The organism is uncultured Maricaulis sp., from assembly GCF_905480005.1.
Classification (GTDB): Bacteria; Pseudomonadota; Alphaproteobacteria; order Caulobacterales; family Maricaulaceae; genus Maricaulis.
Window position 1 is genome coordinate 1 of record NZ_CAJQOO010000109.1, and the last position, 26,815, is coordinate 26,815.

The window sequence follows — 26,815 nt, forward strand, 5'->3', positions numbered from 1 at the left end:
TTCGACGGCAGGCGATGAAGGATTGGATCGGGGGATTGTCGCGGGCATGTCGTCCGCCGTGAGTGGGAAATGACAGGATCAACGCCATTGTCGACAAGTCGGGTGGGGCGGGGCAGGTTCAACCTTTGTGACAAGCGGGGAAATGATGCTGTTACCAACCAAGATTCTTGCCGGATCGGTTCTGAGTGCCTGCCTGTTGAGTTCGGCGTGTGCTGTTGAGCCGGAGCTCAATGCCTGCCAACTGGACGAGGTGGCTCTGAGCGATGCGATTGCGCGCTCCGAAGCGTGGGTGGACGGATATTTCTCGCTCGTGGAGACGCTGGCCGGAGGCGAGCATCATGGAACCAGCGTGGCGGTCAGTGCCTGTGGGCAGATCGTCTGGCAGGCCGGGTTTGGATTTGCCGATATCGAAGCCCAAACGCCGGTGACGATTGATACGCTGTTCCGGGCGGGCAGTGTCGCCAAGACGTTGACCTCGCCGCTTCTGGTCCAGGCCGAGGCGCGGGGTGAGCTGGACCTGGACGCGGACATCCGGACGTATTTTCCGGCCTTTCCGCCAAAGGAGCATGAGTTTTCGACACGTCAACTGGCCGGCCACACTGCGGGGATACGCCATTATTCGGGCGATGAGTTTGCCAGCAATGTCGCCTTCGACACCGTCTCTGACGGACTGGTGATCTTTCAGGATGATCCACTCGAATTCGAGCCAGGCACCCAGTATTCCTATTCCAGCTATGGCTGGAACTTGTTGAGTGCTGTGGTCGAGGGCGCGACTGGCCGGGACTATCTCGAACTGATGCAGACTGATGTGTTCGACCCGGCCGGAATGGACAGCACATTCGCCGAGGGGCGCGCGGACACACCTGGCGGGCAGGTGACCTACTACCTCTACGACCAGGAAGATCGGGCGATGGTCGTGGCTCCGCCTGTCAATAATTCGATCAAATGGGCGAGCGGTGGCTTTGTCTCGACGCCAACTGATTTGCTGCGCTTTGGTCTGGCGATGGAGGATGGCACCTTGGTGTCTCCCGAGGCTTATCAGGCCATGCGCGAAACGATGCATACGGCTGATGGCACGGCGACCAATTACGGGCTGGGCTGGGCAATCGACATGATTCCGCGCCAGCTGCAGGGAACGGCCCAGATTTATTCTGCAGTGGATGTCGCTCGAACCACGGCGATCTTTGACGGCATGATCAGCTATGGCCATACCGGCGGCTCAATGGGCAGTACGACGGTCTTTCTCACGGCGCAGGATGACGACACCACCTTCACCGTGGCGGCGATGAGCAATTCGGGTATCGGACCGGCCTATGCGGTGTCGGTATTGGGAGAGTTCGTTGCGGCGTCGCAGGCGGCTCGCGCCGGGGAGGAGTAGACGGCGACAGATCACTGTTCGAGACGTCTCGCCCGAATGAAGAAGGCCGCCCCGTATCCGGAGCGGCCTTCTTCATAACGTCTGAGCCGGGCTCAGGCGGATGATTACATCATGCCGCCCCCAGCAGACCGGCTTGCCGGTCTGCTCACCTTTCGATGATGGGCGGCTTTATGATGTTTGTTACATCATGCCGCCCATGCCACCCATTCCGCCCATTCCGCCCATGTCCGGCATGCCGCCACCGGCGCCTTCTTCCTTCGGCGTATCAGCCACGGCAGCTTCCGTGGTGATCAGCAGGGAGGCGACCGAGGCTGCGTCCTGCAGAGCCGTACGGACAACCTTGGCCGGGTCGATGACACCGAACTCAAGCATGTCGCCATAGACTTCCGTCTGGGCGTTGAAGCCGAAGGTCGCGGAAGCGTTTTCCATGACCTTGCCGACCACGATCGAGCCTTCGACACCGGAATTGGTGGCGATCTGACGGATCGGGGACTGCAGGGCGCGGGCCACGATGGCGATGCCTTGCGTCTGGTCGGCGTTTTCGCCTTCCAGGCCGGCCAGCTTGGCGGAGGCCTTCAGGAGCGCAACACCGCCGCCCGGGACAATGCCTTCTTCAACCGCGGCGCGGGTGGCATTGAGGGCGTCGTCGACGCGGTCTTTCTTTTCTTTCACTTCGATCTCGGTGGCACCGCCAACCTTGATCACGGCAACACCGCCGGCCAGCTTGGCCAGGCGTTCCTGCAGCTTCTCACGGTCGTAATCGGAGGTGGTTTCCTCGGACTGGCGACGGATCTGCGTGACGCGGGCTTCGATCTGGGCCTTGTCACCCACACCGTCGACGATCGTGGTGTCGTCCTTGGTGATGTTGACGCGCTTGGCCGAGCCGAGCATGTCGAGCGTGACGGTTTCCAGCTTGATGCCGAGATCTTCGGAGATGACCTGGCCGCCGGTGAGGATGGCGAGATCTTCCAGCATGGCCTTGCGGCGATCGCCGAAGCCCGGAGCCTTGACGGCAGCGATCTTCAGGCCGCCACGCAGCTTGTTGACCACGAGGGTGGCGAGGGCTTCGCCTTCAACGTCTTCCGCGATGATGAGCAGCGGACGGGAGGACTGAACGACAGCTTCCAGGATCGGCAGCATCGGCTGCAGCGAGGTCAGCTTCTTTTCGAAGAGCAGGATATAGGGCTCTTCCATCTCGACCTGCATCTTGTCAGCGTCGGTGATGAAGTAAGGCGACAGATAGCCACGGTCGAACTGCATGCCTTCGACGACGTCGAGTTCGGTTTCCAGGGACTTGGCTTCCTCGACGGTGATGACACCCTCTTTGCCGACCTTGTCCATGGCCTTGGCGATCATCTCGCCGATATCGCTTGCGCCATTGGCGGAGATGGTACCGACCTGGGCAACTTCACCGGAGTCCTTGACCGGGGTGGAGCTGGCCTTGATGTCTTCCATGACGATGGCGACGGCCTTGTCGATACCGCGCTTGAGGTCCATCGGGTTCATGCCGGCAGCAACCGACTTCATGCCTTCGCGGACGATCGACTGGGCCAGGACCGTGGCGGTCGTGGTGCCGTCGCCGGCGACGTCATTGGTCTTGGAAGCCACTTCGCGCAGCATCTGTGCGCCCATGACCTCGAACTTGTCCGTCAGTTCGATTTCCTTCGCGACGGAGACGCCGTCCTTGGTGGTGCGCGGAGCGCCGAAGGATTTCTCGATGACCACGTTGCGGCCCTTGGGACCGAGCGTGACCTTGACAGCGTTGGCGAGGATGTCGACGCCGCGCAGCATGCGTTCACGCGCGTCGGAGCCGAAAAGTACGTCTTTGGCAGCCATTGGAATATATCCGTTCTTCTAGCTTGTGAGGGGGGTTCTGATCGGGTGTGCGGCTTACGCCATCACGCCGAGAATGTCGGACTCTTTCATGATCAGCAGCTCGACACCGTCAACGGTGACTTCGGTGCCGGACCACTTGCCGAACAGGATGCGATCGCCGGCCTTGACGTCGAGGGGACGCACAGAGCCGTCTTCCTTGATCGCGCCGCCGCCGATGGCGACAACTTCGCCTTCTTGCGGCTTTTCCTTGGCCGTATCCGGGATGATGATCCCGCCCTTGGTCGTGGACTCTTCTTCGACGCGCTTCACCAGCACGCGGTCGTGCAGAGGACGAAAAGTCATCTTTGTCTATCTCCAAACAGAGGACTGAAGGTTTATGGCACTCATCAGGAGAGAGTTGGCACTCACCCCTTCCGACTGCTAACAGCCGCGGAGATAGGAGTTCACCCGCGACCCGTCAAGAGAGACGCGATGCAATTGGTGGCGGATTTATCCGCTCAGCTTGCGTTCATGTCTGGAAAGATAATGCCAACCATTGCCATGCCTGCCATATGTCTCGATATGATAGGCATCGAGTTGCGTTACCGAGAGGGATCCACGATGAAACTCCGCCAAATCACACTTCGCACCACTGTTCTCACCGTTACGGCGCTGGCCATGGTCGCCTGTACGACGACCGACCCCTATACCGGCGAAACCCGGGCCAATAATACCGGGCGCGGCATCCTCCTGGGCGCCGCCGCGGGCGCAGCGCTCGGCTATCTCACCAACACAAATGACAGCGAAGAGGGCCGCACAAACGCCCTCATCGGTGCCGGTATCGGCGCGCTCGCCGGTGGCGCCATCGGCAATTACATGGACCGCCAGGAAGCAGCCATGCGCGAAGCCCTGTCAGATACGGGCGTCGGCGTCCGCCGCGAAGGCAATGATCTGCGCCTGATCATGCCGGGTGATGTCACCTTCGCCACCAATTCCTCGGACATCCAGGGCCAGTTCTATGGCATTCTTGGCGATGTCAGCACGGTTCTGAACCGCTATCCGGCGACTTATGTTGACGTTGTCGGTCATGCCGACTCGGTCGGTGCCGCCGACTATAATCAACAATTGTCCGAGCGCCGGGCCGTGTCGGTCGGCAATTATCTCATTGCCCAGGGTGTGCTGCGTGACCGCTTCTACATCGCCGGCATGGGCGAGCGCTCGCCGATCGCCTCGAACGATACGCCCGCCGGGCGCCAGCAGAATCGTCGTGTGGAAATCCTGATCCGGCCGCACGCCGCGTCCTGATCGCGCTGATTCTCCACTGAAAATGAGAGCGGCCCGTCAGTCTGGCGGGCCGCTTTAATTTATGCATGCCCTTACAAATCAACAGGCTGGTTAGTATTCGGGCGCTTGCGGTTTACCTTCGTTAACCAAACGACAACCCGAGCCGACACAGCTTAACCTTCAAGCACATCTGACGATTCGCTGATTCGAAGGCCCGACATGCCCCGCGCATCCGACATTTTGATCCTCCTGACCTACATCACCATTGCGGCGGTCGCTGCGATCGGCTTCGAGTTCTTCGGCCTGATGCCGACGCTCAATGCCTGGATGATGGGGGCGATCGTTTTCATCGTTGCCGGCATGGCGCATTCAGCCGCGACCCGCAGTCATGAGCGCCGCGCGCTGGAGGACGAGATCCATGAGCTCAAGGCCGCCAATCTGGCCCTGGCCGAGGAATTCGAGGCCGCCCAGTCGCGCATTGACGAGATCGCGGACGAGCTGCGCGCGGAATCGGTCGAGCGGGATAATGCGCTTGTCCAGGAAGTGAAGGTTCTGGAAGACCTGGTCCGCCGCGTCGGCCCGGCCGGCGCCGAAGATTTCAACGGGGCCGCAGCGGTGCCCCAGGCCAGCACAGCCCACACCGATATCGATACGGTCCGCGAGGCGCTGGCCGCCAATCGCGTTGATCTTTATCTCCAGCCCGTCGTGACCTTGCCGCAGCGCCGGACGGCTTTCTATGAGAGCTATACCCGCCTGCGTGATGCGACCGGCCGCGTGCTGGCACCGTCAGCCTTCATGGCCGCCGCTGAAAAAGCGGGCCTGATGGCGGAAGTTGATAATCTCCTTCTGTTCCGTTGCGTTCAGATCGTGCGCCGCCTGACCGGTCAGGACCGCAAGGTCGCGATCTTCTGCAATGTCTCGCTCAACTCGCTGTCTGACGAGACCTTCTTTCCGGAATTCCTCGACTTCATCCGTCAGAACAAGGATTTGTCAGGTTCGCTCATTTTCGAGATATCGCAGCAGGCCTTCGAAGAGCGCGACGCGATAGCAGCGCGCAACATGGCGCGCATGGCCGATTTCGGTTTCCGCTTCTCGATTGACCAGATCGCCCATGTCGAGCTCGACCTCACCGAGATGGAGCGGGCCGGGGTCCGTTTCGCCAAGATTGGCGGGGCACGCCTGCTGGATGCGATCGACAATTACGAATCCATCGCAGGCTATGAGGCCGGGGCCATCGCCACCGAGGATTTGGCCGGCCTTTTCGGTCGTCACGGCATTGAGCTCATCGTCGACAAGATCGAGGATGAATCCACCGTGGTCGAAGTCCTGGAAATGGATGTCGCCTACGGGCAGGGCCATCTTTTCGGCGAGCCGCGCCCGGTCCGCGATGATGTCCTGGAGACCACTCCCGACAGCGCCAGCAATGTCATCCAGATGACCGCCTAGCTGGTCCCGCGCCCGAGCGCGCGATTGACCGGGTAGCGCGGGCCTGCTTCAAGCAGACCATGCTTCCTGAACTCGCCACACTTGGCCCGCTCCGCGACCGCTACGACACCCTTTATTGTGATGTCTGGGGCGTCATTCGCGACGGCACGGATCTGCTACCCGATGCCGTCGACGCCCTGGTCCGCTTCCGCGAAAGCGGCGGCCGTGTCTGTCTGGTGTCCAATTCGCCGCGGCGCAGTTCCAGCCTGGCGCATTTCCTTGCCGATATGGGCCTGCCGGATGCGGCGACTGACGCCATGGTCACGTCTGGCGATGCCATCCATGCCCAGCTGGTCAAGCGCACGCCCGGGCGCGCCTTCAATATCGGGCCAGAACGGGATAGCAGCCTGTATGCCGGTCTTGATCTGGAATTCACCGATATCGAGCAGGCGGATTTCATTTCCTGTACCGGGCCAGATGATTACTTCAATGGTCAGCCGGAGGATTATGACGCGGTCTTGCGGCGCGCGCTCGAGCGCGGGCTGGAACTGGTTTGCGCCAATCCGGACATCGTCGTGCAGTCGGGCAACCGGCTGGTCTTCTGTGCCGGGGCGATTGCCCGCCATTATCGCGAGATGGGGGGCACCAGCATCGTGGCTGGCAAACCGCATCGTCCGATCTACCGGCTTGCGAAACGAGCGCTGGAAGATAACGGGTTCGATGTGGATCTGAGCCGCGTTCTGGCTATCGGCGATGGGCCGGAAACAGATGTCGAGGGGGCAATACGCGCCGGGGTCGACTGTCTCTTCATTGCCGATGGAATCCTCGGCGGAACGCTTGACGGCGGCCGTCTCGATGCCGAGACAGCCGCCGTCGCGCTGAAGGATTACGGTGTTGCCGCGCGCTATGTGGCGGCGCAGCTCACCTGGTAGTCATTCGGCAGATCAATCGAACAGGGAGTCGATGGATCCCTGGTCGAGATCGGACGCCGGCTCTGCGTCGGAGAACATCGCATCGATGTCATCCTGGCTGGTTTCCGGGCCGCCGATAGCGGGGCCGTTGAGCAGAAGCTCGCGAGCGCGCTTTTCTTCTTCGGTTTCCTCGACAACGTGGTCCGCATCACGCACGCCCATCACTTCGGCGAAGCGGGAGACGCGGTTTTCCACGTGGCGCAACGAGGTCACGACCTTGGACACGCGTTGGCCGGCGAGATCCTGGAAGCTGCAAGCCTCGATGATGGTCATCATCCGGGCTTCGACACTGGCGCGATAGGCGTCATAGTCGTCTTCATCGTCACAGAGCACGGCTTCCGCTTCGCTCATGATCGTCTCGGTCGCCCGTTCGGTATCCCCGACGACAGCCTCGAGTTCCTGGCCGGCGGAGGGAATGCGTTCGGTCTTGATATCGTTCGGCCGCAGGGCGGCAATCTCGTCGCGTGTGCGGGAGATATAGTCGGCGATATAGTTGAATTCTTGGCAGATCGACTGGTCGAGGGAGCTGAAGAACAGCTTCATCGTATCCGTCAGCTGGTGGGCCAGCTTCAGGACTTCCATGATCTGGGCATCCTGCAGGTCGCTCGCTTTCAGTGAGGCGAGAGACGTGCGGACTTGCGCGGCAACATTGGCGGCGGGCATGGGGCCCTCCTTCCTTTGCAGAATCAAATGGCGAAGGGGCGGTTCAACGAACGACTAGAAGTCGCCGAGAACGGCTGCCATCTTCGATTTGAGAGTTCCGGCGTTGAAGGGCTTCACGATGTAATTGTTTACACCAGCCCGCTTCGCCGCGACCACGTTTTCGGTCTTGGATTCTGCGGTTACCATGATGAAGGGCGTTGCCTTCATGCTTTCATCCGCGCGAACTTTCTGCAGGAGCTCGTAGCCCGTCATGGGCTCCATGTTCCAGTCTGAGATAACCAGACCGTACTTGTTTTCCTGCATTTTCGCGTAGGCTTCCTGGCCATCGGCGGCCTCGTCCACATTTTCGAACCCAATCTGCTTGAGCAGGTTGCGAATAATGCGGATCATGGTTTTGTAGTCATCCACGACCAGGATCGGCATCGTCATTTCGACAGCCATGCTTAGTCTCCATCCACTCGGCGCGTTTACACAAGGACAGCTTGTTCCGCTGTCTTCAGTGAGGACCCTAGACATTCGCGGATAAAAATCGGTTAAAGCGGGTACAAAGATGGAGTCACCCATGTCTGAAGCGCGCGCTATCGCCCTCGAGGAAATGGAAATTGGTCAATCCGCAGAGACAGTTAGGACTGTCACTGAGGAAGATCTGGAAATGTTTGCAAAAGTCTCTGGCGACTATAATCCGGTCCATATGGACGAGGAATTCGCTCGCAAGACGCCTTTTCGCGGCCGAATTGCGCATGGCGCTCTGGTGGCATCCTATATTTCTGGCGTGCTCGGAAACCAGTTGCCGGGGCCGGGAGCGATCTTCCTCGGCCTCAATATGCGGTTTTTCCATCCGACCCGGATCGGGGATGAGGTGAAGACGCGGGTCGAAGTGAAGTCAGTCGATCTCAAATCGCGCAAGGCCGTCATGGATTGCACCTGTCATGTCGGCGACAAGCTGACCATGCAGGCGGAAGCTGAAGTCATGGTCCGCAAGCGCCGCCGCTCGGCGGACGCCTGATCATCGATGCGTATACTGCGTGGCCATAACGGATTGCCGGACGACAGCCGCGGCGCGGTGATCGCGCTTGGCAATTTTGACGGTGTCCATATGGGGCATCGGCATGTCATCGCCCTGGCCGCGGGTCTGGCGGAGACCCGGAAGGCCCCGCTGGGCGCGGCGCTCTTCGATCCGCATCCGCGTCGCTTCTTCGCACCGGACGCGCCGGCTTTCAGGCTGATGAGCGAGACCCGCCGCAATCGCATCCTCGAGAGCCTGGGCGTGAACCAGCTCCATGTCCTGCCATTCTCCATGGATATGGCGAAGATGACGCCAGCCGATTTCGTTGGAACCGTCCTGGCGGACGGGCTGGGCATTGCCGGCATCGTCACCGGCGAGGATTTCCGCTTCGGCGCGGGCCGCAGCGGCGATACCGATGAGCTCGCCCGTCTGTGCGCCGAGCGCGGAATCGCCACCGCCTTTGCCGACCTGCACGGCAATGGCGCCGACAAGGTGTCATCCACGCGCATCCGGAAGGCGATCCATGATGGCGACATGCAGGCCGCGGAAACACTGCTGGGCACGCCCTGGGCCGTGGAGGGGATTGTCCAGCGCGGCGACCAGCGTGGCCGGACCATCGGCTTCCCGACTGCCAATCTCACCTTGGGCGATTATGTGCGTCCCGATTACGGCGTCTATGCCGTGCGCGTGGGCCTTGATGGTGCCGCGCCGACGATGGCGGGTGTGGCGAATATCGGCAAGCGTCCGACCGTCGACGGGGCGACCGAGCTTCTGGAAATCCATCTGCTCGACTGGTCGGGTGATCTTTATGGTCGCTCGCTCGAAGTCGAATTCTTCAATCACCTGCGCTCGGAAAAGCGGTTTGACGGTCTCGATGCCCTCAAGGCCCAGATCGCCGAGGACGCCATTGCGGCGCGCCGGGCGCTGAGCCGTCTGTCTGGACCGGCCTGACGGGCTCTGTTACATGCGAGGCATGGTCTGTATGTCCCTGTTCATACGCTCGGGCGCGCCCGTCGCGGCCCTCGCCACCGGGCGAATTACCGGCCCGGGCCGCCACGCGTGATGTGGGCGGTTCCGGGACATGTCCTGCCTTGAACCCATGACGACAAAAGACCGCAAGGATCCGATCTGATGACGGACACGCCTTCGAAGTCCGGCGACCAAGCCGCGACCCGCGATTATCGCGATACACTTTTTCTGCCGAGCACCGAATTCCCGATGCGGGCCGGCCTGCCCAAGCGTGAGCCGGAATGGCTCGAGCGCTGGAACCAGCTCGACCTGTACAAGCGCCTGCGCGCCGAGAGCAAAGGCCGCGAGCGCTGGGTGCTCCATGACGGACCGCCCTATGCCAATGGTCACATCCATATCGGCACCGGCCAGAACAAGATCCTCAAGGATATCGTCGTTCGCTCGCACCAGATGCTCGGCTTCGACGCGCCCTACCGTCCGGGTTGGGATTGTCACGGCCTGCCGATCGAGTGGAAGGTCGAACAGAATTTCCGCGCCAAGGGGCGCAATAAGGACGACATCCCGGTCAAGGAATTCCGCGCCGAGTGCCGCGATTATGCGCGCGAATGGGTGGGGATCCAGTCCGGTGAGTTCCAGCGCCTGGGCGTGAATGGTGAGTGGGATGACCCCTACACCACCATGGCCTTCGAGGCCGAGGCCGCCATTGTGCGCGAATTCCTCGCCTTCGTGGAACAGGGTCTGGTCTATTGCGGCTCGGCTCCCGTGATGTGGTCGCCGGTCGAGAAGACCGCCCTGGCCGAGGCCGAGGTCGAGTATCAGGACAAGGTGTCGACCACGATCCATGTCCGCTTCCCGGTGCGCGGTGTGCGCAAGGACGGCACGGCGATCCCGAAATCCTGCATCGGCGCCCATGTCGTGATCTGGACGACCACGCCCTGGACCATTCCGGGCAATCGCGCGATCTGCTTCTCGCCCGAGATCAGCTATGGCCTCTACAAGGTCACCGGCGTCGATGGTGGCGACTTCAAGCCCTGGGCGATGCCGGGCGATCTCCTGATCGTGGCCGATGCGCTCTGGGAAGAGACTGCCGCGGCCGCCAAGATCGGCAATTGGGAACGGGTCGACACAATCGATCCGGACGGTTTCGTCTGCTCGCATCCGCTCCTGGAGCTGGATCGCTTTTGGAATTACGCCGTTCCGCTTCTGCCCGGCGACCATGTTACCGATGAGGCCGGTACCGGTTTCGTGCACACCGCACCCAGCCATGGCGCCGAGGACTATGCCGCCTGGATGGAATTCCCGGAATGGCATGACCAGCATGCGCCGGTTCCGCACATGGTCGATGAGGACGGTGCCTACTATCCGCACGTCCCGGTTTTCGCCGGTCTCAACATCATCCGTCTGGATGGCAAGAAACAGGGCCAGGAAGGTCCGGCCAACAAGACCGTCATCGAGCGCCTGGTCGAGCAGGGCAAATTGCTCGCGCGCGGCCGGCTCGAGCACTCCTATCCGCATTCCTGGCGGTCCAAGGCGCCGGTCATCTTCCGCAATACGCCGCAATGGTTCGTTGCCATCGACCGCCCGATGAAGTCCGGCGGTACATTGCGCGAGAAGGCGCTGAAGGGGATCACCGAGACGACCTTCACGCCGAAAGTGTCGGAGAACCGCATCCGTTCCATGGTCGAGCAGCGGCCGGACTGGCTGATCTCGCGTCAGCGCGCCTGGGGTGTGCCGCTGACCATGTTCGTGGAGACCGGCACGACGCGCGTGCTCAACGACCCCAAGGTCAATGAGCGCATCATCAACGCTGTCGCGGAAGATGGCGCCGATGCCTGGTTCGAACGTCCCGCCGCCGATTTCCTCGGCAGTGAGTATGATGCCGACGCCTATGAAAAGATCACCGACATCCTCGATGTCTGGTTCGACAGTGGCTGTACCCATGCGTTCGCGCTGGAGCCGCGGGCGGACCAGAAATGGCCGGCCGATCTCTATCTGGAAGGGTCTGACCAGCATCGTGGCTGGTTCCAGTCCTCCCTTCTGGAAAGTGCCGGCACGCGCGGTCGCGCGCCCTATGATGCGGTCCTGACCCACGGATTTGTCATGGCTGGCGATGGCCGCAAGATGTCAAAATCCCTGGGCAATACGCTGGCACCGAACGAGATCGCCAAGAAATACGGCATCGAGATCATGCGCCTGTGGGTCTCGGCCCAGGACTTCACCGACGATCTGCGCATCTCCGAGGAGATCCTGCAGACCTCGGTCGATGCCTATCGCAAGATGCGCAATACGCTGCGCTACCTGCTCGGTGCGCTGCACGCCTATGACGAGACGGTCGAGCATGTCAGCCATGACCGCATGCCCTCGCTCGAGCGTTTCATGCTGCACCGCCTGCACGAGCTCGATCAGGTGGTTCGCGACGGGTATGCCAGCTACGACTTCAAGAAGGTCTATTCGGCGCTGTTCAATTTCTGCGTTGTCGACCTGTCGGCCTTCTATCTCGATATCCGCAAGGACAGCCTGTATTGCGACCGGCCGGACGATGTCCGTCGCCAGGCCTGCCGCACGGTCATGCATGAGATCTTCATGCGCCTGACCGCCTGGCTTGCGCCGATCATGCCCTTCACCATGGAAGAGGCCTGGCTGTCGCGCTTCCCGTCCGAGGATGACAGTGTCCATCTGCGCACCTTCCCGGCGACGCCGGGCGACTGGCATGACGGGGCGCTGGCCGAGAACTGGCGCACGATCCGCCGTCTGCGGCGTGTGGTGAACGGGGCGCTGGAAGTTGAGCGTCGCGAAAAGCGGATCGGCTCCAGCCTTGAAGCGGCACCGCGTGTTCATGTCACCGACGCCGCCTATCGCGCCGCACTGACAGCGGAAACAACCGGTGAGGTCGATGAGTTCCTGGCCGAGATCGGGATCACCAGCCAGGCTTATCTGGTCGATGGTGCCGCCGAGGGCGAGGCCTTCCGTCTCGATGATGTCGCCGATGTGGCGGTCATTCCGGGCCGGGCTGAAGGCGCCAAGTGCGCGCGGTCGTGGAAATACTCGACCGAGATCGGCGCCGACAAGCGTTATCCCGATTTGAGCCCGCGCGACGCGGCGACTGTGGCCTGGTGGGACGGACAGAATGCCTGACTGGGCGAGTGAGATCCGGCGGCGCTTCGCCGCGTCGCCGGTCCCGCGCCTCGGGCTCGGTATTGCCGCCCTGGTCCTTATGCTTGACCAGCTCAGTAAATGGTGGGTGCTCGCCGGGCTGAATTTCTCGCCGCCGGGCTGTCTCGACTATCAGCGGGCCGAGGGCGCCGAGCGCCTCAACCTGCTCAATACCTGCGGCCATATCGAGGTCTCGCCGATTTTCGACCTGACCATGGTCTGGAACAAGGGCGTCAGTTTCGGCCTGCTCGGCGCTGACGGACCGCTCGGGCGCTGGCTGCTGGTTGTCTTCTCGGTGCTGGTGGCGCTGGGCCTGATTGCCGGGCTGTTTGATCGCGGCCCGATTCGCACCAGCCGCATTCTCCAGGGCGTGGCATTCGGTTTCATCATCGGTGGTGCGCTGGGCAATGCGATCGACCGGGCGGCCTATGGGGCGGTTGTCGATTTTCTCAATTTCTCGGACATTTACTTTCCCTATGTCTTCAATATCGCGGATGTCGGTATCAATCTGGGCGTTGCCGCCATTGTCCTCGATGTCTTCCTGAACGACCGAAAGCCCGATGCGGGCAATCGGTAATGAAAGCGGGCTGGAGTGACGACCCGGATTTGGGTTAAACTCCGGCCAACAGAAATTCGGAGTCTCACAGAGATGCGTTTGCGTACTGCTCTTTTCGCCGCGACCACTGCGGCCATCGCCCTGTCCGGCTGCAGCAATGTTTCGCGCGCGCTCGGCGCCGAACGCTCGACCCCGGACGAGTTTCGCACCGTGACCATCGCTCCGCTGACGGTTCCGCCGGAATATAATCTGCGCCCGCCGCGTCCCGGTGAGCCGCGCCCGGACGAGATTTATCCTGACCAGCAGGCCCGCGCGGCCTTGCTCGGCGCCCAGGGTGACTTTGAAGGTTCCGACGCGGAAGCCCTGCTTGTCGCTCGCGCCGGTGGCGGTTCCGCCGACCCCTTCATCCGCTCCATCATTGATGGCGAGATGGCGAGCGTCGTGCGCAAGAGCCGCGGCTTTGCCGACATGGTCCTGTTCTGGCGTGATGGCGAGTATCGCCCGCAAGGTGACGCCACGCCGCTCGATGCCTCTGCCGAGGCTGCCGCGCAGGAAAACATCCAGAATGTCACCGGTGGTGGCGATGTGGAGATCGAGCGCGATCGCCGTCTCCTGCCCAAGCTTCCCGGTCTTTGATCCGATTTGGCGGACCCCGCGTGGGCACGCTGACCTGACCGACCGAGACACTTGACCGACTCAGGGCCAGCCAAGAGGCTGGCCCTATGTCTTTGGCCATGACCCAACCCGTTATCCGACGCCTCCCACCTGAAACGGTGAACCGCATTGCTGCCGGCGAAGTCGTCGAGCGGCCAGCCTCCGTCGTCAAGGAATTGGCCGAGAACGCCCTCGATGCCGGAGCCCGGCGAATCGACATCACCGCCGAGGGGGGTGGACTCGTCCGTCTCCTGATCGAGGATGACGGCAAGGGGATGAGCCCCCAGGAGCTCGAGCTTTGTATCGAGCGCCATGCCACGTCCAAGCTGCCGGTCGGTGATAATGGCCAGGATGATCTGCTCAATATCTCCACCATGGGCTTTCGCGGCGAGGCCTTGCCCTCGATCGGCTCGATCGCCCGCCTCTCCATCACCACCCAGGCCAAGGGAGCCGGCGATGCCTGGGCCATCCTGGTCGAGGGCGGCAAGACCAATGGCATCGCCCCGGCGGCGCCGCTGGGGCGGGGCGGGACGCGGATCGAGGTGCGTGACCTCTTCTATGCCACCCCCGCGCGGCTGAAATTTCTCAAGTCAGAACGCTCGGAAAATCTCGGCATTACCGATGTGGTCAAGCGTATGGCCATGTCGCGTCCCGATGTCGGCTTTTTCCTGACCCTGGACGGACGCAAGCGCCTGTCGGTTGCGGCCGAGCGCGGCGAGGGCTCCGAGGCCCGCATCGCCCGCATGTCGGCCATTCTCGGCTCGGACTTCGGCGAGAATGCGCTCGAGGTCGACCAGGAGCGCGACGGCGTGCGGATTGTCGGCTTTTCCAGCCTGCCGACCTATTCACGCGGCTCGTCCATGCATCAATATCTCTTCGTCAATGGCCGCCCGGTGCGGGACAAGCTGCTGGGCGGGGCTGTGCGCGGTGCCTATCAGGACTTCCTCGCCCGGGACCGGCATCCGGTCGTGGCGCTCAATGTCGAGCTGCCGACCGATCTGGTCGACGTCAATGTCCATCCGGCCAAGGCCGAGGTCCGCTTTCGCGATGCCGGCCTGGTGCGCGGTCTGATTGTCGGTTCCTTGCGCCATGCCCTGGCCGCCGCCGGACACCGGGCTTCGACCACCGTTGCCGGCTATGCGCTGGGCCGGGTGCGGCCGGAAGGTTATCAGGCGCCGACGCCACCACCGGGCGGCTATCAGTCACAGACAGCGAGCCTTGCCGCTTGGGGCGCGCCGCGCCCACCCTCCGAGCCCGTCCAGGACCGAGTGTTCGATCCGGGCATGTCAGCCCGGGTCGAGCCGGATCATGCCTCGTACGGGGCCGGCATGGCCGAGTCCGGTGGACAGGCCGGTTTTCCGGCTGCGGATCAGGCAGGCCCGCCGCCGCTGGACTGGCCGCTCGGCGTTGCGCGTGCGCAATTGCATGAGACATATGTGGTCGCCCAGACCGGGGATGGCATTGTCATCGTCGACCAGCACGCCGCCCATGAACGTCTTGTCTATGAGCGCATGAAGACAATGATCGCGGAGACCGGGGTAGAGCGGCAGCGCCTGCTTGTTCCGGAAATCGTGAATCTGGATGAAGCCGAGGCGCGCCGCCTGCTGGAACGTAGTGGCGAGCTGGAGGAGCTTGGTCTGGTCGTGGAGCCCTTTGGGCAGGGGGCTATCGCTGTTCGCGAAACCCCGGCGCTCCTGAAACGGCTTGATGTGCAGGGGCTGGTCCGTGATCTCGCTGATGATCTTGCGGAATATGACCAGGCCCTGTCATTGAAGGAAAAGCTCGAGGACGTGGTCGGCACCATGGCCTGCCATGGCTCCGTGCGGGCCGGTCGCCGCCTGACCGGTGAAGAGATGAATGCCTTGTTGCGCGAGATGGAGGCGACGCCTCATTCCGGCCAGTGCAATCACGGCCGTCCGACCTATGTCGAACTCAAATTGAGCGATATCGAACGCTTGTTCGGGCGGCGGTGAGGGCGATTTCGCCGCGCGCCTGTCCCATTCGCCGCGTCACGCTCCGGAGTCACCCAAGCTTGCATCACGGCCCCCGAGAGCGGCGGCAAAATCGCGAAAAATGTCGTAGGCGTCGTCGACTTCTATCCGGTCCGGCAAGTGATCGGGCTGTCGGAAGGCCCAAAGCGACGCGATATGCTGTACGGCCGCGAGATTATCGCCGATTGCGCTGAACAGCTCCGGTGCGCGAAGAATGAAGCCGCGAAAGGCACTGACATCACTGGCTTCGGAAAAGCGCTCAAAGGAGTGGTCGTACTCCATCAGGCGTTTGGCGACGCGCTTATAGCGCTCCTTGACGGTCTTGATGATGGAGCGGCGTGCGAGGTCCAGTTGGCGTTGATCTTCGGCGTGAGCGTGCGCGAACCGCGTGTTCATCATGCGGCCGAGTTGTGTGTCCAAACGCTTCTGGAGGTCATGATACTGCCACTTATAATAAAGGACGCCCTTCCATCCAAACATGCCCTGATCATAGGTGTGCTCGTCCAGTCGCAGGGTTTCGCGCAGCGGGTTCAGGGAGGCCGAGCGTTCATTGCGCATGATCAAACGGGCGAGCTTGTTGGAGACGTGCTTGGCCTCGGGCCCGTCAATCTTATAGGCGCGCTCGACCAGCCAGCTGATCTCCTTGACGACATAGGCTTCGACCTTTGCGGCATCCAACTCGGAAATGTCGAAATAGCGTGCGGATGGTTCCAGGCCCACCAGGCGCAAGCGCTCCCTGAGAAGATAGGGATCGAATGAGGGCAGGCGGGCGAGCTCGGCCAACACCAGGCGATCGCGCTCTCGCACTTCCGCAGTCACGTCAGATCCGATCGCCTGCGAGAACGCCTCCTCGAAGTTTTGCTGTTCGAAGAAGAAAGAGAAGGCCCCGAGGCGTAGATTCTCGCGCGATAACGGGATTGCGACCTTGGTGACGGTCTGCTGGCCCTTGAAGAAGAAGTCACGCTCATCGGCGCGGACCATGTGCTTGATGATCAGGGCCTGGTTGAGCCGTTCGCACTGGAAGAGCGGATTGTCCTTGTACTCGTCCTCATGGCCAAAATTCTTGTAGGTGTGATTGAGATTCAGGACCCGCGAAGTCGATGCGGTCATTTGCAGGGCCGAAAGGTCGCGCATGCGTTTGTTTCGTCCAACCATGATGCACTCCAACGCCGTCGCACTCACTCGTCAGGCCAGGACGGCCCAGACAAAATCTGGGTGCATTTTATGGATCCATTTGGTTAAAGATGCGTGGCCGTGGTGGCACTGAATCAGACGAGTGGCGTCCGTGCCAGGAAGAGCACTTTCGCGGCGCCATATTCCTTGACCACCTGACTGTGCCAACCGGGCGTCACCGGCTCTTCACCGACACCCACTTCCAGGATCGCGACCGCGTCATCAGTGACCCATTTGCCATCCAGAAGCTTGGTGAGTGATTTGGGACCGAGATCGAACCCATAGGGCGGGTCGAGGAAAACGAGGTTGAACGGTTCGCCCAAATTGGACGGCTTTTCGCCAAGCTGGGTGGCATCGCGGCGGTGCAGACGGGTGTGCCCGAACAATTGCAGCGTATCGATATTGTCGCGGATGGCGCCTCGTGCCTCCGCGGCCATTTCCACGAAGAGGCAGAATGCCGCGCCCCGCGATAGCGCTTCCAGGCCCAAAGCGCCCGAGCCGGCATAAAGATCAACGACGCGGGCACCATCAAGGGCGGGGCACCAGTCGGCGTGTTCGATCACATTGAACATGTTCTCGCGTGCCCGGTCCGAGGTCGGACGGGTTGACTTTCCTTTCGGTGCGACAAGGGCGCGATTGCGGAGCTTTCCGCCGACAATACGCATGCCGGCCTAGCCCCGCCCGCCGGGTTTGCGTGGTCCACCCGTCTTTGGTCCACCCGTCTTGGGCCCACCCGTGCGCGGGCCGCCCGGCTTGCGAGGACCGCCGGTCCTGGGCGTTTCGGTGCGCGATGAGCTGGCGCGCGGAGCGGCGCGACCAGGGGCCGGTTTGGCGGTCGGCTTGCCATCCTTGCCGCGGCGGGCACGAGCCGATTTGGCGTCCAGCGGACGCCCCTTGCGGGCCTCCTCGAGCAGGCTGTCATCGACGTCGCGCTTGGGGAGGCCGGGCTGCCCGGGGCCGCCCATGGCGCGATGGCCCGGCTTCTGACCCGGTCCCTTGCGGGCCGCGCGATTGGGCGGGCGTGGCTTGGCGATGGCCTGCCCGGTCGGCGTCTCGCCCAAATCGATCAGGTGACCACACTGGTCGTGCAGCACGCGCGAGGGCACGGATTTGATCTCACCCTTGTTCAGCTGACCAAGCTGGAACGGACCATAGGCGATGCGGATCAGCCGGTTCACCCGCAGGCCGACCGCGTCGAGCGCCTTGCGGACCTCGCGATTCTTGCCTTCGCGAATGCCGACCTCAAGCCAGATATTCGAGCCGGTCTCGCGTTCGACCTCGACTTCCATCGGGCCGTATTTGATGCCTTCAACGGTAACGCCTGCGCGCAGGATCTTCAGCGCCGACTCGGAGATCGAACCGAAGGCGCGGGCCCGATAGCGACGCGTCCAGCCGGTGGAGGGCAGTTCCAGGGCGCGGGCGAGGGCGCCATCATTGGTCAGAAGCAGCAGGCCTTCCGAGGTCAGGTCGAGGCGGCCGATCGAAATGACCCGGCCGATATCCTTGGGGATCGCGTCGAACACGGTCTCGCGGCCTTCCGGGTCGGCATGGGTCGTCACCAGACCGTCCGGCTTGTGATAGCGCCAGAGCTTGGTGGCTGCGGGCGGCTCGACGCGCTTGCCGTCCACTTCGATGTTTTCGCTGCCCGTTACCTTGAAGGCGGGTGTGTCCAGGGTCTTGCCGTCGACCTTGATCCGGCCGCCCTCAATCATGCGTTCGACCTCGCGGCGCGAGGCCACGCCGGCGCGAGCGAGGAATTTGGCAATACGTTCAGAAGTGTCGGCAGTCCCGGTCACGCTTGACCCTTTCGCAGCGGCGCTCTATCGCGCGCAGTATGACAGACCCGCGCGATACACGTTTTATGACGGCGGCGCTACGCCTGGCGCAAGCCGCAGCTGATGCTGGCGAGGCACCGATCGGTGCGGTCATCGTCGATCCGGCGACCGATGCGATCATCGCGCAGGCCCATAATCGCCCGATTGCCGGCCATGACCCAACCGCCCACGCTGAAATCCTGGCCCTGCGCGAGGCGGCTGTGGCGCTGGGCAATTACCGGCTCACGGGGCTGGAACTCTATGTCACGCTGGAACCCTGTGCGATGTGCGCTGGCGCGATCAGTCATGCTCGGATCGGCCGACTGGTCTTCGGCGCGAGCGATCCCAAGGGCGGAGCCGTGATCTCGGGTCCGCGCTTCTTCGATCAGCCGACCTGTCACTGGCGCCCCGACATTGTGTCCGGCATCATGGCCGATGAGGGCGCCGGCCTGCTGAAGGATTTCTTCCGCGCCCGGCGCAAGGCCAAGGGAAAGCCGCGCGATGGCATTTGACCCCGATCTTGTGGACCGTATGGAGGCGGCGCTGATCGCGCTCGGCCAGCGCCCGGAACGTCGGAGGATGTTCGGCGGCGTAGCGCTGATGATCGGCGGCAATATGAGTTTCGGCACATCGAATGATCAATTGCATGTCCGGGTCGGACCTGATCGCTATGCGGTTGCCCTCGCCATGCCGGGAGCCCGTGAAATGGATCTCACGGGACGGGTGATGAAGGGCTGGGTAACGGTCGACGGCCCGTCCGACCTGGATGATGACGCCCTCGCCGGCTGGGCGAAGATGACAGCCGATTTCGTGACGACGCTGCCCGCGAAATGATCGTGCGGTAACGATATTTCGAGATATCGCAAATTCGTCACAAATCTGTGGCGGGAGGGAATTCGCTGGCGGATTGATGGGAAAATGCCCTGTCGGAGCGCCGCCAGGCGGTTCCCGCTACTAGGCCAGGCGCGCTTCCAGGCCAGCTTTCACGGCGGGCCATTCCGCCTTCAGTACCGAGAAAAAGACCGTGTCGCGCCACTCGCCTGTCCAGCACAGGAGGTGACGGCGAAGTGTGCCTTCCCGTGTCGCGCCCATCTTGGTCATCGCGGCTTGGGAGCGGGCATTGAGATGGTGGGTCTTGAGCTCGACCCGTTCCGCTCCGGCATCAAAGGCGCCGGCCAGAAGCAGAAGCTTGGCAGCGGGATTGATCGCTGTGCCGCGCGCCGTCCTGCCATACCAGGTCCAGCCGATTTCCAACCGTTTATGGGCCGGTGCAAGGCTGAGCCAGGCCGAGTGTCCCACCGCTGCGCCATCGCCCTGGCGGCGCACGAGGTGGCTGATCTGCTGGCCGGACAGTGTGTTGCCGAGCATGAGGTCGAACCAGGGATCGAAGTGTTCGCCATCGCCGCGGAGCGAGGTCAGCGCCCAAAGCTCGGCCTCGTCGGCGAGCGGCCGGAGTTCCTCGCGATGCGCTTCGGTGAGCGGTTCGAGGCGGGCAATTGCATTTTCGCGAACGCGTGGTGTGATGATCATGAGGCGGATCCGGTCAGCAGGAGAATGCCGCGCAGGACATAGACAGCCCCGATGGCGGAGACGATCCATTTCGTCCACTGGCGGAACTGGACATCGCTCATCAAGGCGAGGAAACGCGCGCCCGCGGTGGTTCCCAGAATGGCCAGAGGCGCCGCGACCAGCAGCCATTGCGCCGAGGGCAGGCCCGCCGCACCGATCGCGGGCAGGATGTAATAGGCGATCTTGACGCCATGGCTGACGACCTGGGTCGCCGCCTTGGTGGCGACAATGCTGCGCCGGTCGCTTTGTGTGTCGGCGAAGAAGACATCCAGCAGCGGTCCGGAGACGCCGGCGATGACATTGAGCCCGGTGACGACAAAGCCGCAGGCGACCGCGTGATGCGGGCGACTGGCGTCGAGATGGAGGATGTGTTTGGGCAGCCAGATCACCGCCGGTACCAGGCCCAGAATGATGAAGAGCCAGGGCTTGGACAATTCGAAACTGGCAAAGACAAGAAGGCCTGCCGCGACGGCCGAGCCGGCGAGGTAGATCCCGAGCACGCGCCAGTCGATCCATTTGAGATGCAGGATGGCCCGCCAGCCATTGGACACGCTCTGGATCACGCCATGCACGACCATCGCCGACGCCACCGGCAGGACCAGAGCCAGCGCGCCCATCAGGATCAATCCGCCGGCCATGCCAAACACGCCGGAAATGAAGGCGGTGACGAAGGTTGCAAGCAGGATGAAGGCGGCGGTCATGGCCGGACTATATCGCCTCGGGCGAGGCGGGCGAGCGCGTGGTGCAGGCCGGTATGGTGCCTGCAGAACAGACCCAGCGTGGCGTGCGCGGGCATGGGTGACCGGCGCAGACACATAGGGTCGGTGGCGTTTAGACTCCTGCGGGCGACTGATCGCCTGCCGCTCGCCCTACGCTCCGGCCTGTTTCGCAAACCCCCAGGCCGCTTCCGCCATCGGCTCGACGGCCGCGCCCATTTCCGACGCCTTGGCATTGGAGGCATTGCCCTGCAACGACCGGGCATAGACGCCCTGGATGATCGAGGTCAGACGGAAAATATTGTAGGCGAAATAGAAGTCCAGCGCCGGAATGCCCGAGCGTTGGGTCCGCTCGCAATAGGCCTGCGTGTATTGCTCGATCGTGGGAATGCCCAGAGAGGCGATGTCCACGCCGAGCAGGCCATTGCGAATCTCCGGCGGCATGACCCAGCCCATCAGCTGATAGGTGAAGTCGGCCAGCGGGTCGCCGAGGGTGGAGAGCTCCCAGTCGAGCACGGCGATGACGCGCGGCTCTGTGGGATGGAAGACCATATTGTCGAGACGGTAATCGCCATGCACGACGCTGGTGCGTTCTTGCTCCGGCGCGGCGGTCGGCAACCACTCGATCAGCTTGTCCATCGCCGGGACGGTCGCGGTCTCTGCGGCCCGGTATTGCTTGGACCAGCGGCCGATCTGGCGGTCGAAATAATTGCCCGGCTTGCCGTAATCGCCGAGACCCGCGGCCTCGAAATCAATCCCGTGCAGCTGGGCCAGCGTCGCGTTGGAGGCATCATAGATCGCACCGCGTTCGGCCGTGTCGAGATCGGGCAGGAGCGGATCCCAGAAGATCCGGCCCTCGACGAAATCCATGATGTAGAACTCAGTCCCGACGACCTCCCGCTCCATGCACAGCCCGTGCATGAGCGGAGCCGGAAAGCCGGCCTCGCCCAGCGCTTTCATGACGCGGAATTCCCGGTCCACCGCATGGGCGGAGGGGAGCAGCTTGCCCGGTGGCTTGCGGCGCAGGACATAGGCCTTGCCCGGCGTCACCAGCTTGTAGGTCGGGTTGGATTGTCCGCCCTTGAACTGTTCCACCGTCAGCGGGCCGGAGAAGCCCCCGACATGGGCCTGCATCCACTCGGCCAGCGCCGCCTCGTCAAAGGCCAGCGCGTCGACTACCGGCTTGGTGCCGGAGAAGCTGTCATCGATCTCGCTCATCAGTCCCGGTAAACCTCGCCGCCCTGCATCACAAAACCCATCTCGCGCAGCTCGGAGATATTCTCCAGCGGATTGCCGTCGACGGCGATGATGTCAGCCAGCTTGCCGGCCTCGATCGTGCCGATATCGCTGTCCATCTGCAGATGGCGCGAGGCGTTGATGGTGGCCGTGACGATGGCGTCCATCGGGCTCAGGCCGGCCTCGACGAGAAGCTCGAACTCGCGGGCATTGAGGCCGTGGCGGGAGACGCCGCTATCGGTCCCGAACGCGATGGTGACGCCGCCCTCATGGGCCCGGCGTGCCATGTCGAGCATGACCGGACCCACCTCGCGCGATTTGGCGCGCTGATTGTCGGTCATGAAATCGGCGGTCTCGGCCAGTTCGGCCACTGTGGCGCCAGCCAGGACCGTCGGGACGAGATAGGCGCCATTGCGGCGCATCAGGCGAATGCTTTCGCGGTCGAGATAGGTACCGTGCTCGATCGAATCGCCGCCGGCCTCGAGGAAGGAATTGATGCCGGTCACGCCATGGGCGTGCGCGGTGACGCGGCGCCCCATCATGTGCGCCGCCTCGACAATGGCGGCGAGCTCGTCATCGAAGAATTGCTGTTCGACGCCGGCTGCGGTGTCGGACAACACGCCGCCGGTCGCGGTGATCTTGATCACGTCGGCGCCGCCCCGGATCAGGGTGCGGACGGCTTCGCGGCATTGGGCCTCGCCATTGCAGGCGGTCTCGCTGGCGAACATGTGCAGCACGTCGAGCGAGAAACCATTAATGTCCGCATGGCCGCCGGTCGGGGTCACCGCGGAACCGGCGACACGCATGCGCGGGCCCGGCACATCACCGGCGGCGATGGCGTCGCGCAGGGCGAGTGAAGCCTCAAAATTTCCGCCCACATCCTGCACGGTGGTGAAGCCGGCCATCAGCGTGGTGCGGGCATTGACCGCGCCGTCAAAGGCGAGATCGGAGGCCGACAGGGTGAAGGCGTTGAAACGCCGGCCCGGGCCGAGTTCCGACTGCAGATGGACATGGCTGTCGATGAAGCCGGGCATCACGTAGTCATCGGAAAGATCGATGATGGTGGCCCCGTCCGGCGTGACATAGCCGGCCTCGATCCCCTCAATCCGCTCGCCGCGGATCAGGATGGACTGTTCCATGGCCGGGTCTTCGCCCGGTACGGCCAGCAGCCAGCCGGCATGGATGACGGTCAGTGCGTCATCACCGTCCTGGGCCAGGGCGCTCGGCGCAATTGTCGTGGTGGCGATCAGGGCGATCGCGGTCATGGCTGTTTTCAGCATCAGGTCTGCCTCCCCGCAAACATGTGTTTGCGCAAGAAGATGACGACCAGGCCCGCGAAGTCAAACGATGCGCGCGGCTTGTCCTAATGCGTCTTGAGCGCGCGCCAGGCGATATCGCGGCGGCAGAAGCCTTCGGGCCAGTCGATCTCGTCGACGGCGGCATAGGCCCGGTCGACGGCGTAGTGCAGTGTCTCACCGCTGGCCGTGACATTGAGCACCCGGCCACCACTGGCCGTCCGTTCGCCGTCTGAATTGCGCCCCGTGCCGGCTTCGAAGACAACCACGCCTTCCATCTTGTTGGCAGCGTCGACCCCGCCAATGACGCTGCCCATTTCGTAACTGCCCGGATAGCCGTTCGCCGCCATCACGACCGTGATCGCCGGCTCGGCGGTCCAGCTCAGGGCCGGCATGTCGGCCAGCTTGCCGGTCGCCGTAGCTTGCAGATAGGGCAGGATGTCAGCCTCGATCCGCATCATCAGGACCTGGCATTCCGGGTCGCCGAAACGGATATTGAACTCGACGACCTTGGGGCCCTCGGCGGTCACCATCAGTCCGGCAAAGAGAACGCCCTGGAAGGGTGAGCCTTCAGCGGCGAGACCGCGCGCAACGGGTTCGATGATTGTCTTTATCGCCGTCTCGATCAAAGCCGGTGTGGCGATCGGAGCCGGGGAATAGGCGCCCATGCCGCCGGTATTGGGTCCGGAATCGCCTTCGCCCACGCGCTTGTGGTCCTGGGCTGCGCCGCAATAAAGGACGTCCTCGCCATCGCACAGCGCGAAGATCGACACTTCCTCGCCGGCCATGAATTCCTCGATCACCAGGGTGCGCGACGCATCGCCGAACTTGCCGGAGAGGAAGGCATCAACCTCGTCCTCGGCTTCGGCACGGTCGGAAACGATGACCACGCCCTTGCCGGCTGCCAGCCCGTCGGCCTTGAGCACATAGGGCGGCTCGAACTGGTCGAGGAAGGCCTTCGCCTCGGCTGCGTCGAAGAAAGTGCCATAACGCGCGGAGGGGACATGGTGGCGGGCGTAGAAATCCTTGGCGAAGGCCTTGGAGGTTTCCAGCCGCGCGGCCAGTTTGGACGGGCCGAAGGTCGCAATTCCGGCCTGACGCAGACGATCGGCGAGACCATCGCAGAGCGGGTTTTCCGGACCGACAACGACCAGGTCGACGGCCTCGCGGCGTGCCAGCTCGACCATGCCATCCAGATCCGCGACCGACATGTCGTGGCAGGTCGCCAGCTCGCTGATGGCGGCACTGCCCGGCGCGGCCAGGATCGACGTGACCGCGGGGCTCTGGGCAATCTTCCAGACAAGGGCGTGTTCGCGTCCGCCCGATCCAATCACCAGAACCTTCATGTGAACCTCAATACGTCTAATCGGCCATGCCCGGGCACTGCCTAGCGCAATCGCCGGACAATCGCGAGTCTATCCGACCGCCTTCGGCCCGTTGCGGCAGCAAGCGATCCGATTTACCAGAGTCGTCATGAACACGCCCGCCGGTAACATCCACGAATTCACGGTTTCAGAGCTCGCCGGTTCGCTCAAGCGAACGGTTGAGGACGCTTTCGGTCATGTCCGTGTCCGTGGCGAGCTCGGCCGGGTTGTCGTCGCCAAGTCGGGCCATGTCTATTTCGATGTGAAGGATGACAAGGCGGTCATTGCCTCGATCGCCTGGAAAGGCACGGCGCAGCGTTTCCGCTTCCGTCCGGAAGAGGGGCTGGAAGTCGTCATTGAAGGCCGGTTGTCGACCTATCCGGGGCGGTCGCAATACCAGCTCATTGTCGAGAGCATGGAGCCGGCCGGGGCTGGCGCGCTCATGGCGCTGCTGGAAGAGCGCAAGAAACAGCTCGCCGCCGAGGGCCTGTTCGAGCCCGCGCGTAAGCAGCCCATTCCCTTCCTGCCGACCACGATCGGTGTCGTGACCTCGCCGACCGGCGCCGTCATCCGCGATATCCTGCATCGCCTGCGCGACCGCTTTCCGCGTCATGTCCTGTTGTGGCCGGTCCTGGTGCAGGGTGAGGGCGCCGCGCCGCAGATCGCCGAGGCCATTCGCGGTTTCAATGCTCTGCCGGTTGATGGCCCGGTGCCGCGCCCCGATGTGCTGATCGTCGCCCGCGGTGGTGGCTCGATCGAGGATCTCTGGGGGTTCAACGAGGAAGTCGTGGTGCGGGCCGCAGCCGAGAGCGAGATTCCGCTGATCTCGGCGGTCGGCCATGAGACCGACACCACGCTGATCGATTACGCGTCCGACCGGCGCGCGCCGACGCCGACCGGGGCGGCCGAGATGGCGGTCCCTGTCCGCGCGGAACTGAAAGCCGATCTCGACCAGCTGGGCGGACGCCTCGTCTCCGCCCTGTCACGTCATATCGAGCGGCGGCGCACCGAATTGCGCTCGGCGGCCCGGGCCCTGCCGCGACCCGCCGCGCTGATGGAGCTCAAACGCCAGCGCTTCGACATGGTTGCCGACAAGCTCGACCCGGCCCTGCTCAATCACGCGGCCGAAAAGCGCGGGCGCTTGCTGGTCCTGGCTGCGGGTTTGAAGCCGGCCGCGCTGACACGCGATCTGCGTCAAAAGCGCGAGCAATTGACCGAGCGGGCGAGCCGCCTGGCACCCGCCGCCGAACGGGTCCGCCGTGATCGCAAACGCGATCTCGAGAACTGGTCGGCGCGCCTCGAGGCCTTGTCGCACCAATCCGTCCTCAAGCGCGGTTTCGTCCTGGTTCGGGATCGGGCCGGCAAGCTGGTACGCTCCGGAGCCTCGCTGATGGAAGGGGCGGGGATTGATCTCGTTTTCGCCGATGGCGAGCGTGCGGCGCGGATCGAGGGTGATCGCAAACCCTCCAAGCGCGCGCCGGAAACCCCGGCCCTGCCGAAAAAGTCCAAGCCGAAACCCAAGCCCCGCAGCAAGCCGGAGGCGGCAGGTCAGGGGCGGCTTTTCTGATGCGGGCCGGGCCTCCCGCTCGCGCGCAAACCCTGCTAGAGACAAATGCATGAGTGATTTCAGTTTCGACAAGGACTTCCAGGGCGAAGCCATCCTGGAATTCGGCGACAGCGACTTCATCATCCTGAAGGCGGGCAGTTTTGTGCGCTGTGCGGTGAGCGGAGACCCGATCCAGCTGGACCAGCTGCGCTATTGGAATGTTGACGAGCAGGAAGC

The 26,815-nt window shown here is 63.0% G+C and carries 26 protein-coding genes; 14 read left to right on the top strand and 12 right to left on the bottom strand.

Annotation, left to right across the window (positions count from 1 at the left end):
* The first annotated feature begins 142 nt into the window (after nucleotides 1-142).
* Nucleotides 143-1,378: a serine hydrolase gene (locus QZ266_RS09665; protein WP_295694516.1), complete on the top strand. Its 1,236-nt coding sequence runs from the start codon at nucleotides 143-145 to the stop codon at nucleotides 1,376-1,378.
* A gap of 180 nt (nucleotides 1,379-1,558) precedes the next feature.
* Here the strand turns inward: QZ266_RS09665 and groL are convergent, their stop codons facing one another.
* Together groL and QZ266_RS09675 are read right to left on the bottom strand one after the other, a co-directional pair.
* Nucleotides 1,559-3,214, bottom strand: coding sequence for a chaperonin GroEL (groL, locus tag QZ266_RS09670; RefSeq protein ID WP_295694518.1), 1,656 nt, complete (start codon nucleotides 3,212-3,214; stop codon nucleotides 1,559-1,561).
* A 54-nt stretch (nucleotides 3,215-3,268) separates the two neighbouring features.
* On the bottom strand, nucleotides 3,269-3,556 hold the full coding sequence (locus QZ266_RS09675; RefSeq protein WP_011642545.1) for a co-chaperone GroES: 288 nt from the start codon (nucleotides 3,554-3,556) through the stop codon (nucleotides 3,269-3,271).
* Nucleotides 3,557-3,814: 258 nt separating this feature from the next.
* Here QZ266_RS09675 and QZ266_RS09680 point away from each other — a divergent pair, with 258 nt between their 5' ends.
* The 3 genes from QZ266_RS09680 to QZ266_RS09690 all read left to right on the top strand — a co-directional run bounded on the left by QZ266_RS09680 (nucleotide 3,815) and on the right by QZ266_RS09690 (nucleotide 6,834).
* Complete coding sequence (locus QZ266_RS09680; protein WP_295694525.1) at nucleotides 3,815-4,498, top strand: OmpA family protein; 684 nt, start codon at nucleotides 3,815-3,817, stop codon at nucleotides 4,496-4,498.
* Nucleotides 4,499-4,696: 198 nt separating this feature from the next.
* Nucleotides 4,697-5,923 carry an EAL domain-containing protein gene (locus QZ266_RS09685; protein ID WP_295694528.1) on the top strand — a complete coding sequence of 409 codons (1,227 nt, stop codon included), beginning with the start codon at nucleotides 4,697-4,699 and terminating at the stop codon, nucleotides 5,921-5,923.
* A 59-nt stretch (nucleotides 5,924-5,982) separates the two neighbouring features.
* A complete protein-coding gene (locus QZ266_RS09690) occupies nucleotides 5,983-6,834 on the top strand; it encodes a TIGR01459 family HAD-type hydrolase (protein ID WP_295694531.1) in 852 nt (283 codons plus the stop codon).
* A 12-nt stretch (nucleotides 6,835-6,846) separates the two neighbouring features.
* On the opposite strand, the gene QZ266_RS09695 is transcribed toward QZ266_RS09690, so the two are convergent.
* Both QZ266_RS09695 and QZ266_RS09700 read right to left on the bottom strand, forming a co-directional pair.
* Complete coding sequence (locus QZ266_RS09695) at nucleotides 6,847-7,536, bottom strand: protein phosphatase CheZ (protein WP_295694533.1); 690 nt, start codon at nucleotides 7,534-7,536, stop codon at nucleotides 6,847-6,849.
* 54 nt (nucleotides 7,537-7,590) lie between these two features.
* Nucleotides 7,591-7,977: a response regulator gene (locus QZ266_RS09700; protein ID WP_011642550.1), complete on the bottom strand. Its 387-nt coding sequence runs from the start codon at nucleotides 7,975-7,977 to the stop codon at nucleotides 7,591-7,593.
* Between the two features lie 121 nt (nucleotides 7,978-8,098).
* Here QZ266_RS09700 and QZ266_RS09705 point away from each other — a divergent pair, with 121 nt between their 5' ends.
* The 6 genes from QZ266_RS09705 to mutL all read left to right on the top strand — a co-directional run bounded on the left by QZ266_RS09705 (nucleotide 8,099) and on the right by mutL (nucleotide 15,847).
* Nucleotides 8,099-8,542 carry a MaoC family dehydratase gene (locus QZ266_RS09705; RefSeq protein WP_295694535.1) on the top strand — a complete coding sequence of 148 codons (444 nt, stop codon included), beginning with the start codon at nucleotides 8,099-8,101 and terminating at the stop codon, nucleotides 8,540-8,542.
* Between the two features lie 6 nt (nucleotides 8,543-8,548).
* Nucleotides 8,549-9,493 (top strand): bifunctional riboflavin kinase/FAD synthetase, encoded by a 945-nt coding sequence (locus QZ266_RS09710; RefSeq protein WP_295694538.1) that lies wholly within the window; start codon nucleotides 8,549-8,551, stop codon nucleotides 9,491-9,493.
* Between the two features lie 180 nt (nucleotides 9,494-9,673).
* Nucleotides 9,674-12,646: an isoleucine--tRNA ligase gene (gene ileS / locus QZ266_RS09715; RefSeq protein WP_295694541.1), complete on the top strand. Its 2,973-nt coding sequence runs from the start codon at nucleotides 9,674-9,676 to the stop codon at nucleotides 12,644-12,646.
* The gene (gene lspA / locus QZ266_RS09720) at nucleotides 12,639-13,241 is read left to right on the top strand and encodes a signal peptidase II (RefSeq protein WP_295694544.1); all 603 of its coding nucleotides are present in this window, start codon (nucleotides 12,639-12,641) and stop codon (nucleotides 13,239-13,241) included. The genes ileS and lspA overlap by 8 nt, the downstream gene beginning before the upstream one ends.
* A gap of 72 nt (nucleotides 13,242-13,313) precedes the next feature.
* Complete coding sequence (locus QZ266_RS09725; RefSeq protein ID WP_295694547.1) at nucleotides 13,314-13,856, top strand: DUF3035 domain-containing protein; 543 nt, start codon at nucleotides 13,314-13,316, stop codon at nucleotides 13,854-13,856.
* 98 nt (nucleotides 13,857-13,954) lie between these two features.
* Nucleotides 13,955-15,847 (top strand): DNA mismatch repair endonuclease MutL, encoded by a 1,893-nt coding sequence (gene mutL / locus QZ266_RS09730; protein ID WP_295694548.1) that lies wholly within the window; start codon nucleotides 13,955-13,957, stop codon nucleotides 15,845-15,847.
* A gap of 36 nt (nucleotides 15,848-15,883) precedes the next feature.
* On the opposite strand, the gene QZ266_RS09735 is transcribed toward mutL, so the two are convergent.
* The 3 genes from QZ266_RS09735 to QZ266_RS09745 form a co-directional block, all read right to left on the bottom strand.
* Nucleotides 15,884-17,020 carry a hypothetical protein gene (locus tag QZ266_RS09735; RefSeq protein ID WP_295694551.1) on the bottom strand — a complete coding sequence of 379 codons (1,137 nt, stop codon included), beginning with the start codon at nucleotides 17,018-17,020 and terminating at the stop codon, nucleotides 15,884-15,886.
* 113 nt (nucleotides 17,021-17,133) lie between these two features.
* Nucleotides 17,134-17,703: a 16S rRNA (guanine(966)-N(2))-methyltransferase RsmD gene (rsmD, locus tag QZ266_RS09740; RefSeq protein ID WP_295694554.1), complete on the bottom strand. Its 570-nt coding sequence runs from the start codon at nucleotides 17,701-17,703 to the stop codon at nucleotides 17,134-17,136.
* Between the two features lie 6 nt (nucleotides 17,704-17,709).
* Complete coding sequence (locus tag QZ266_RS09745; protein ID WP_295694557.1) at nucleotides 17,710-18,834, bottom strand: pseudouridine synthase; 1,125 nt, start codon at nucleotides 18,832-18,834, stop codon at nucleotides 17,710-17,712.
* Nucleotides 18,835-18,872: 38 nt separating this feature from the next.
* Between QZ266_RS09745 and tadA the strand changes: the two genes are divergently transcribed.
* Both tadA and QZ266_RS09755 read left to right on the top strand, forming a co-directional pair.
* On the top strand, nucleotides 18,873-19,364 hold the full coding sequence (gene tadA / locus QZ266_RS09750; RefSeq protein WP_295694560.1) for a tRNA adenosine(34) deaminase TadA: 492 nt from the start codon (nucleotides 18,873-18,875) through the stop codon (nucleotides 19,362-19,364).
* The gene (locus QZ266_RS09755; RefSeq protein WP_295694563.1) at nucleotides 19,354-19,686 is read left to right on the top strand and encodes a TfoX/Sxy family protein; all 333 of its coding nucleotides are present in this window, start codon (nucleotides 19,354-19,356) and stop codon (nucleotides 19,684-19,686) included. The genes tadA and QZ266_RS09755 overlap by 11 nt, the downstream gene beginning before the upstream one ends.
* Before the next feature lie 120 nt (nucleotides 19,687-19,806).
* On the opposite strand, the gene QZ266_RS09760 is transcribed toward QZ266_RS09755, so the two are convergent.
* From QZ266_RS09760 to purD, 5 genes are all read right to left on the bottom strand, one after another.
* Nucleotides 19,807-20,382: a GNAT family protein gene (locus QZ266_RS09760; protein ID WP_295694566.1), complete on the bottom strand. Its 576-nt coding sequence runs from the start codon at nucleotides 20,380-20,382 to the stop codon at nucleotides 19,807-19,809.
* Complete coding sequence (locus QZ266_RS09765; protein WP_295694570.1) at nucleotides 20,379-21,122, bottom strand: sulfite exporter TauE/SafE family protein; 744 nt, start codon at nucleotides 21,120-21,122, stop codon at nucleotides 20,379-20,381. Before QZ266_RS09765 ends, QZ266_RS09760 begins: the two co-directional genes overlap by 4 nt.
* A 168-nt stretch (nucleotides 21,123-21,290) precedes the next feature.
* A complete protein-coding gene (locus QZ266_RS09770; RefSeq protein ID WP_295694572.1) occupies nucleotides 21,291-22,355 on the bottom strand; it encodes a phosphotransferase in 1,065 nt (354 codons plus the stop codon).
* Nucleotides 22,355-23,653, bottom strand: a complete 1,299-nt coding sequence (locus QZ266_RS09775; RefSeq protein WP_295694575.1) for an amidohydrolase family protein — start codon at nucleotides 23,651-23,653, stop codon at nucleotides 22,355-22,357. Before QZ266_RS09775 ends, QZ266_RS09770 begins: the two co-directional genes overlap by 1 nt.
* A gap of 83 nt (nucleotides 23,654-23,736) precedes the next feature.
* Nucleotides 23,737-25,014 (bottom strand): phosphoribosylamine--glycine ligase, encoded by a 1,278-nt coding sequence (gene purD / locus QZ266_RS09780; RefSeq protein WP_295694577.1) that lies wholly within the window; start codon nucleotides 25,012-25,014, stop codon nucleotides 23,737-23,739.
* Between the two features lie 127 nt (nucleotides 25,015-25,141).
* Between purD and xseA the strand changes: the two genes are divergently transcribed.
* Entirely contained in the window at nucleotides 25,142-26,599 is a 1,458-nt protein-coding gene (gene xseA / locus QZ266_RS09785) for an exodeoxyribonuclease VII large subunit (RefSeq protein ID WP_295694578.1), read from the top strand.
* A 49-nt stretch (nucleotides 26,600-26,648) separates the two neighbouring features.
* The coding region (locus QZ266_RS09790; RefSeq protein WP_295694581.1) for a DUF2093 domain-containing protein at nucleotides 26,649-26,815 on the top strand (167 nt) is incomplete at its 3' end.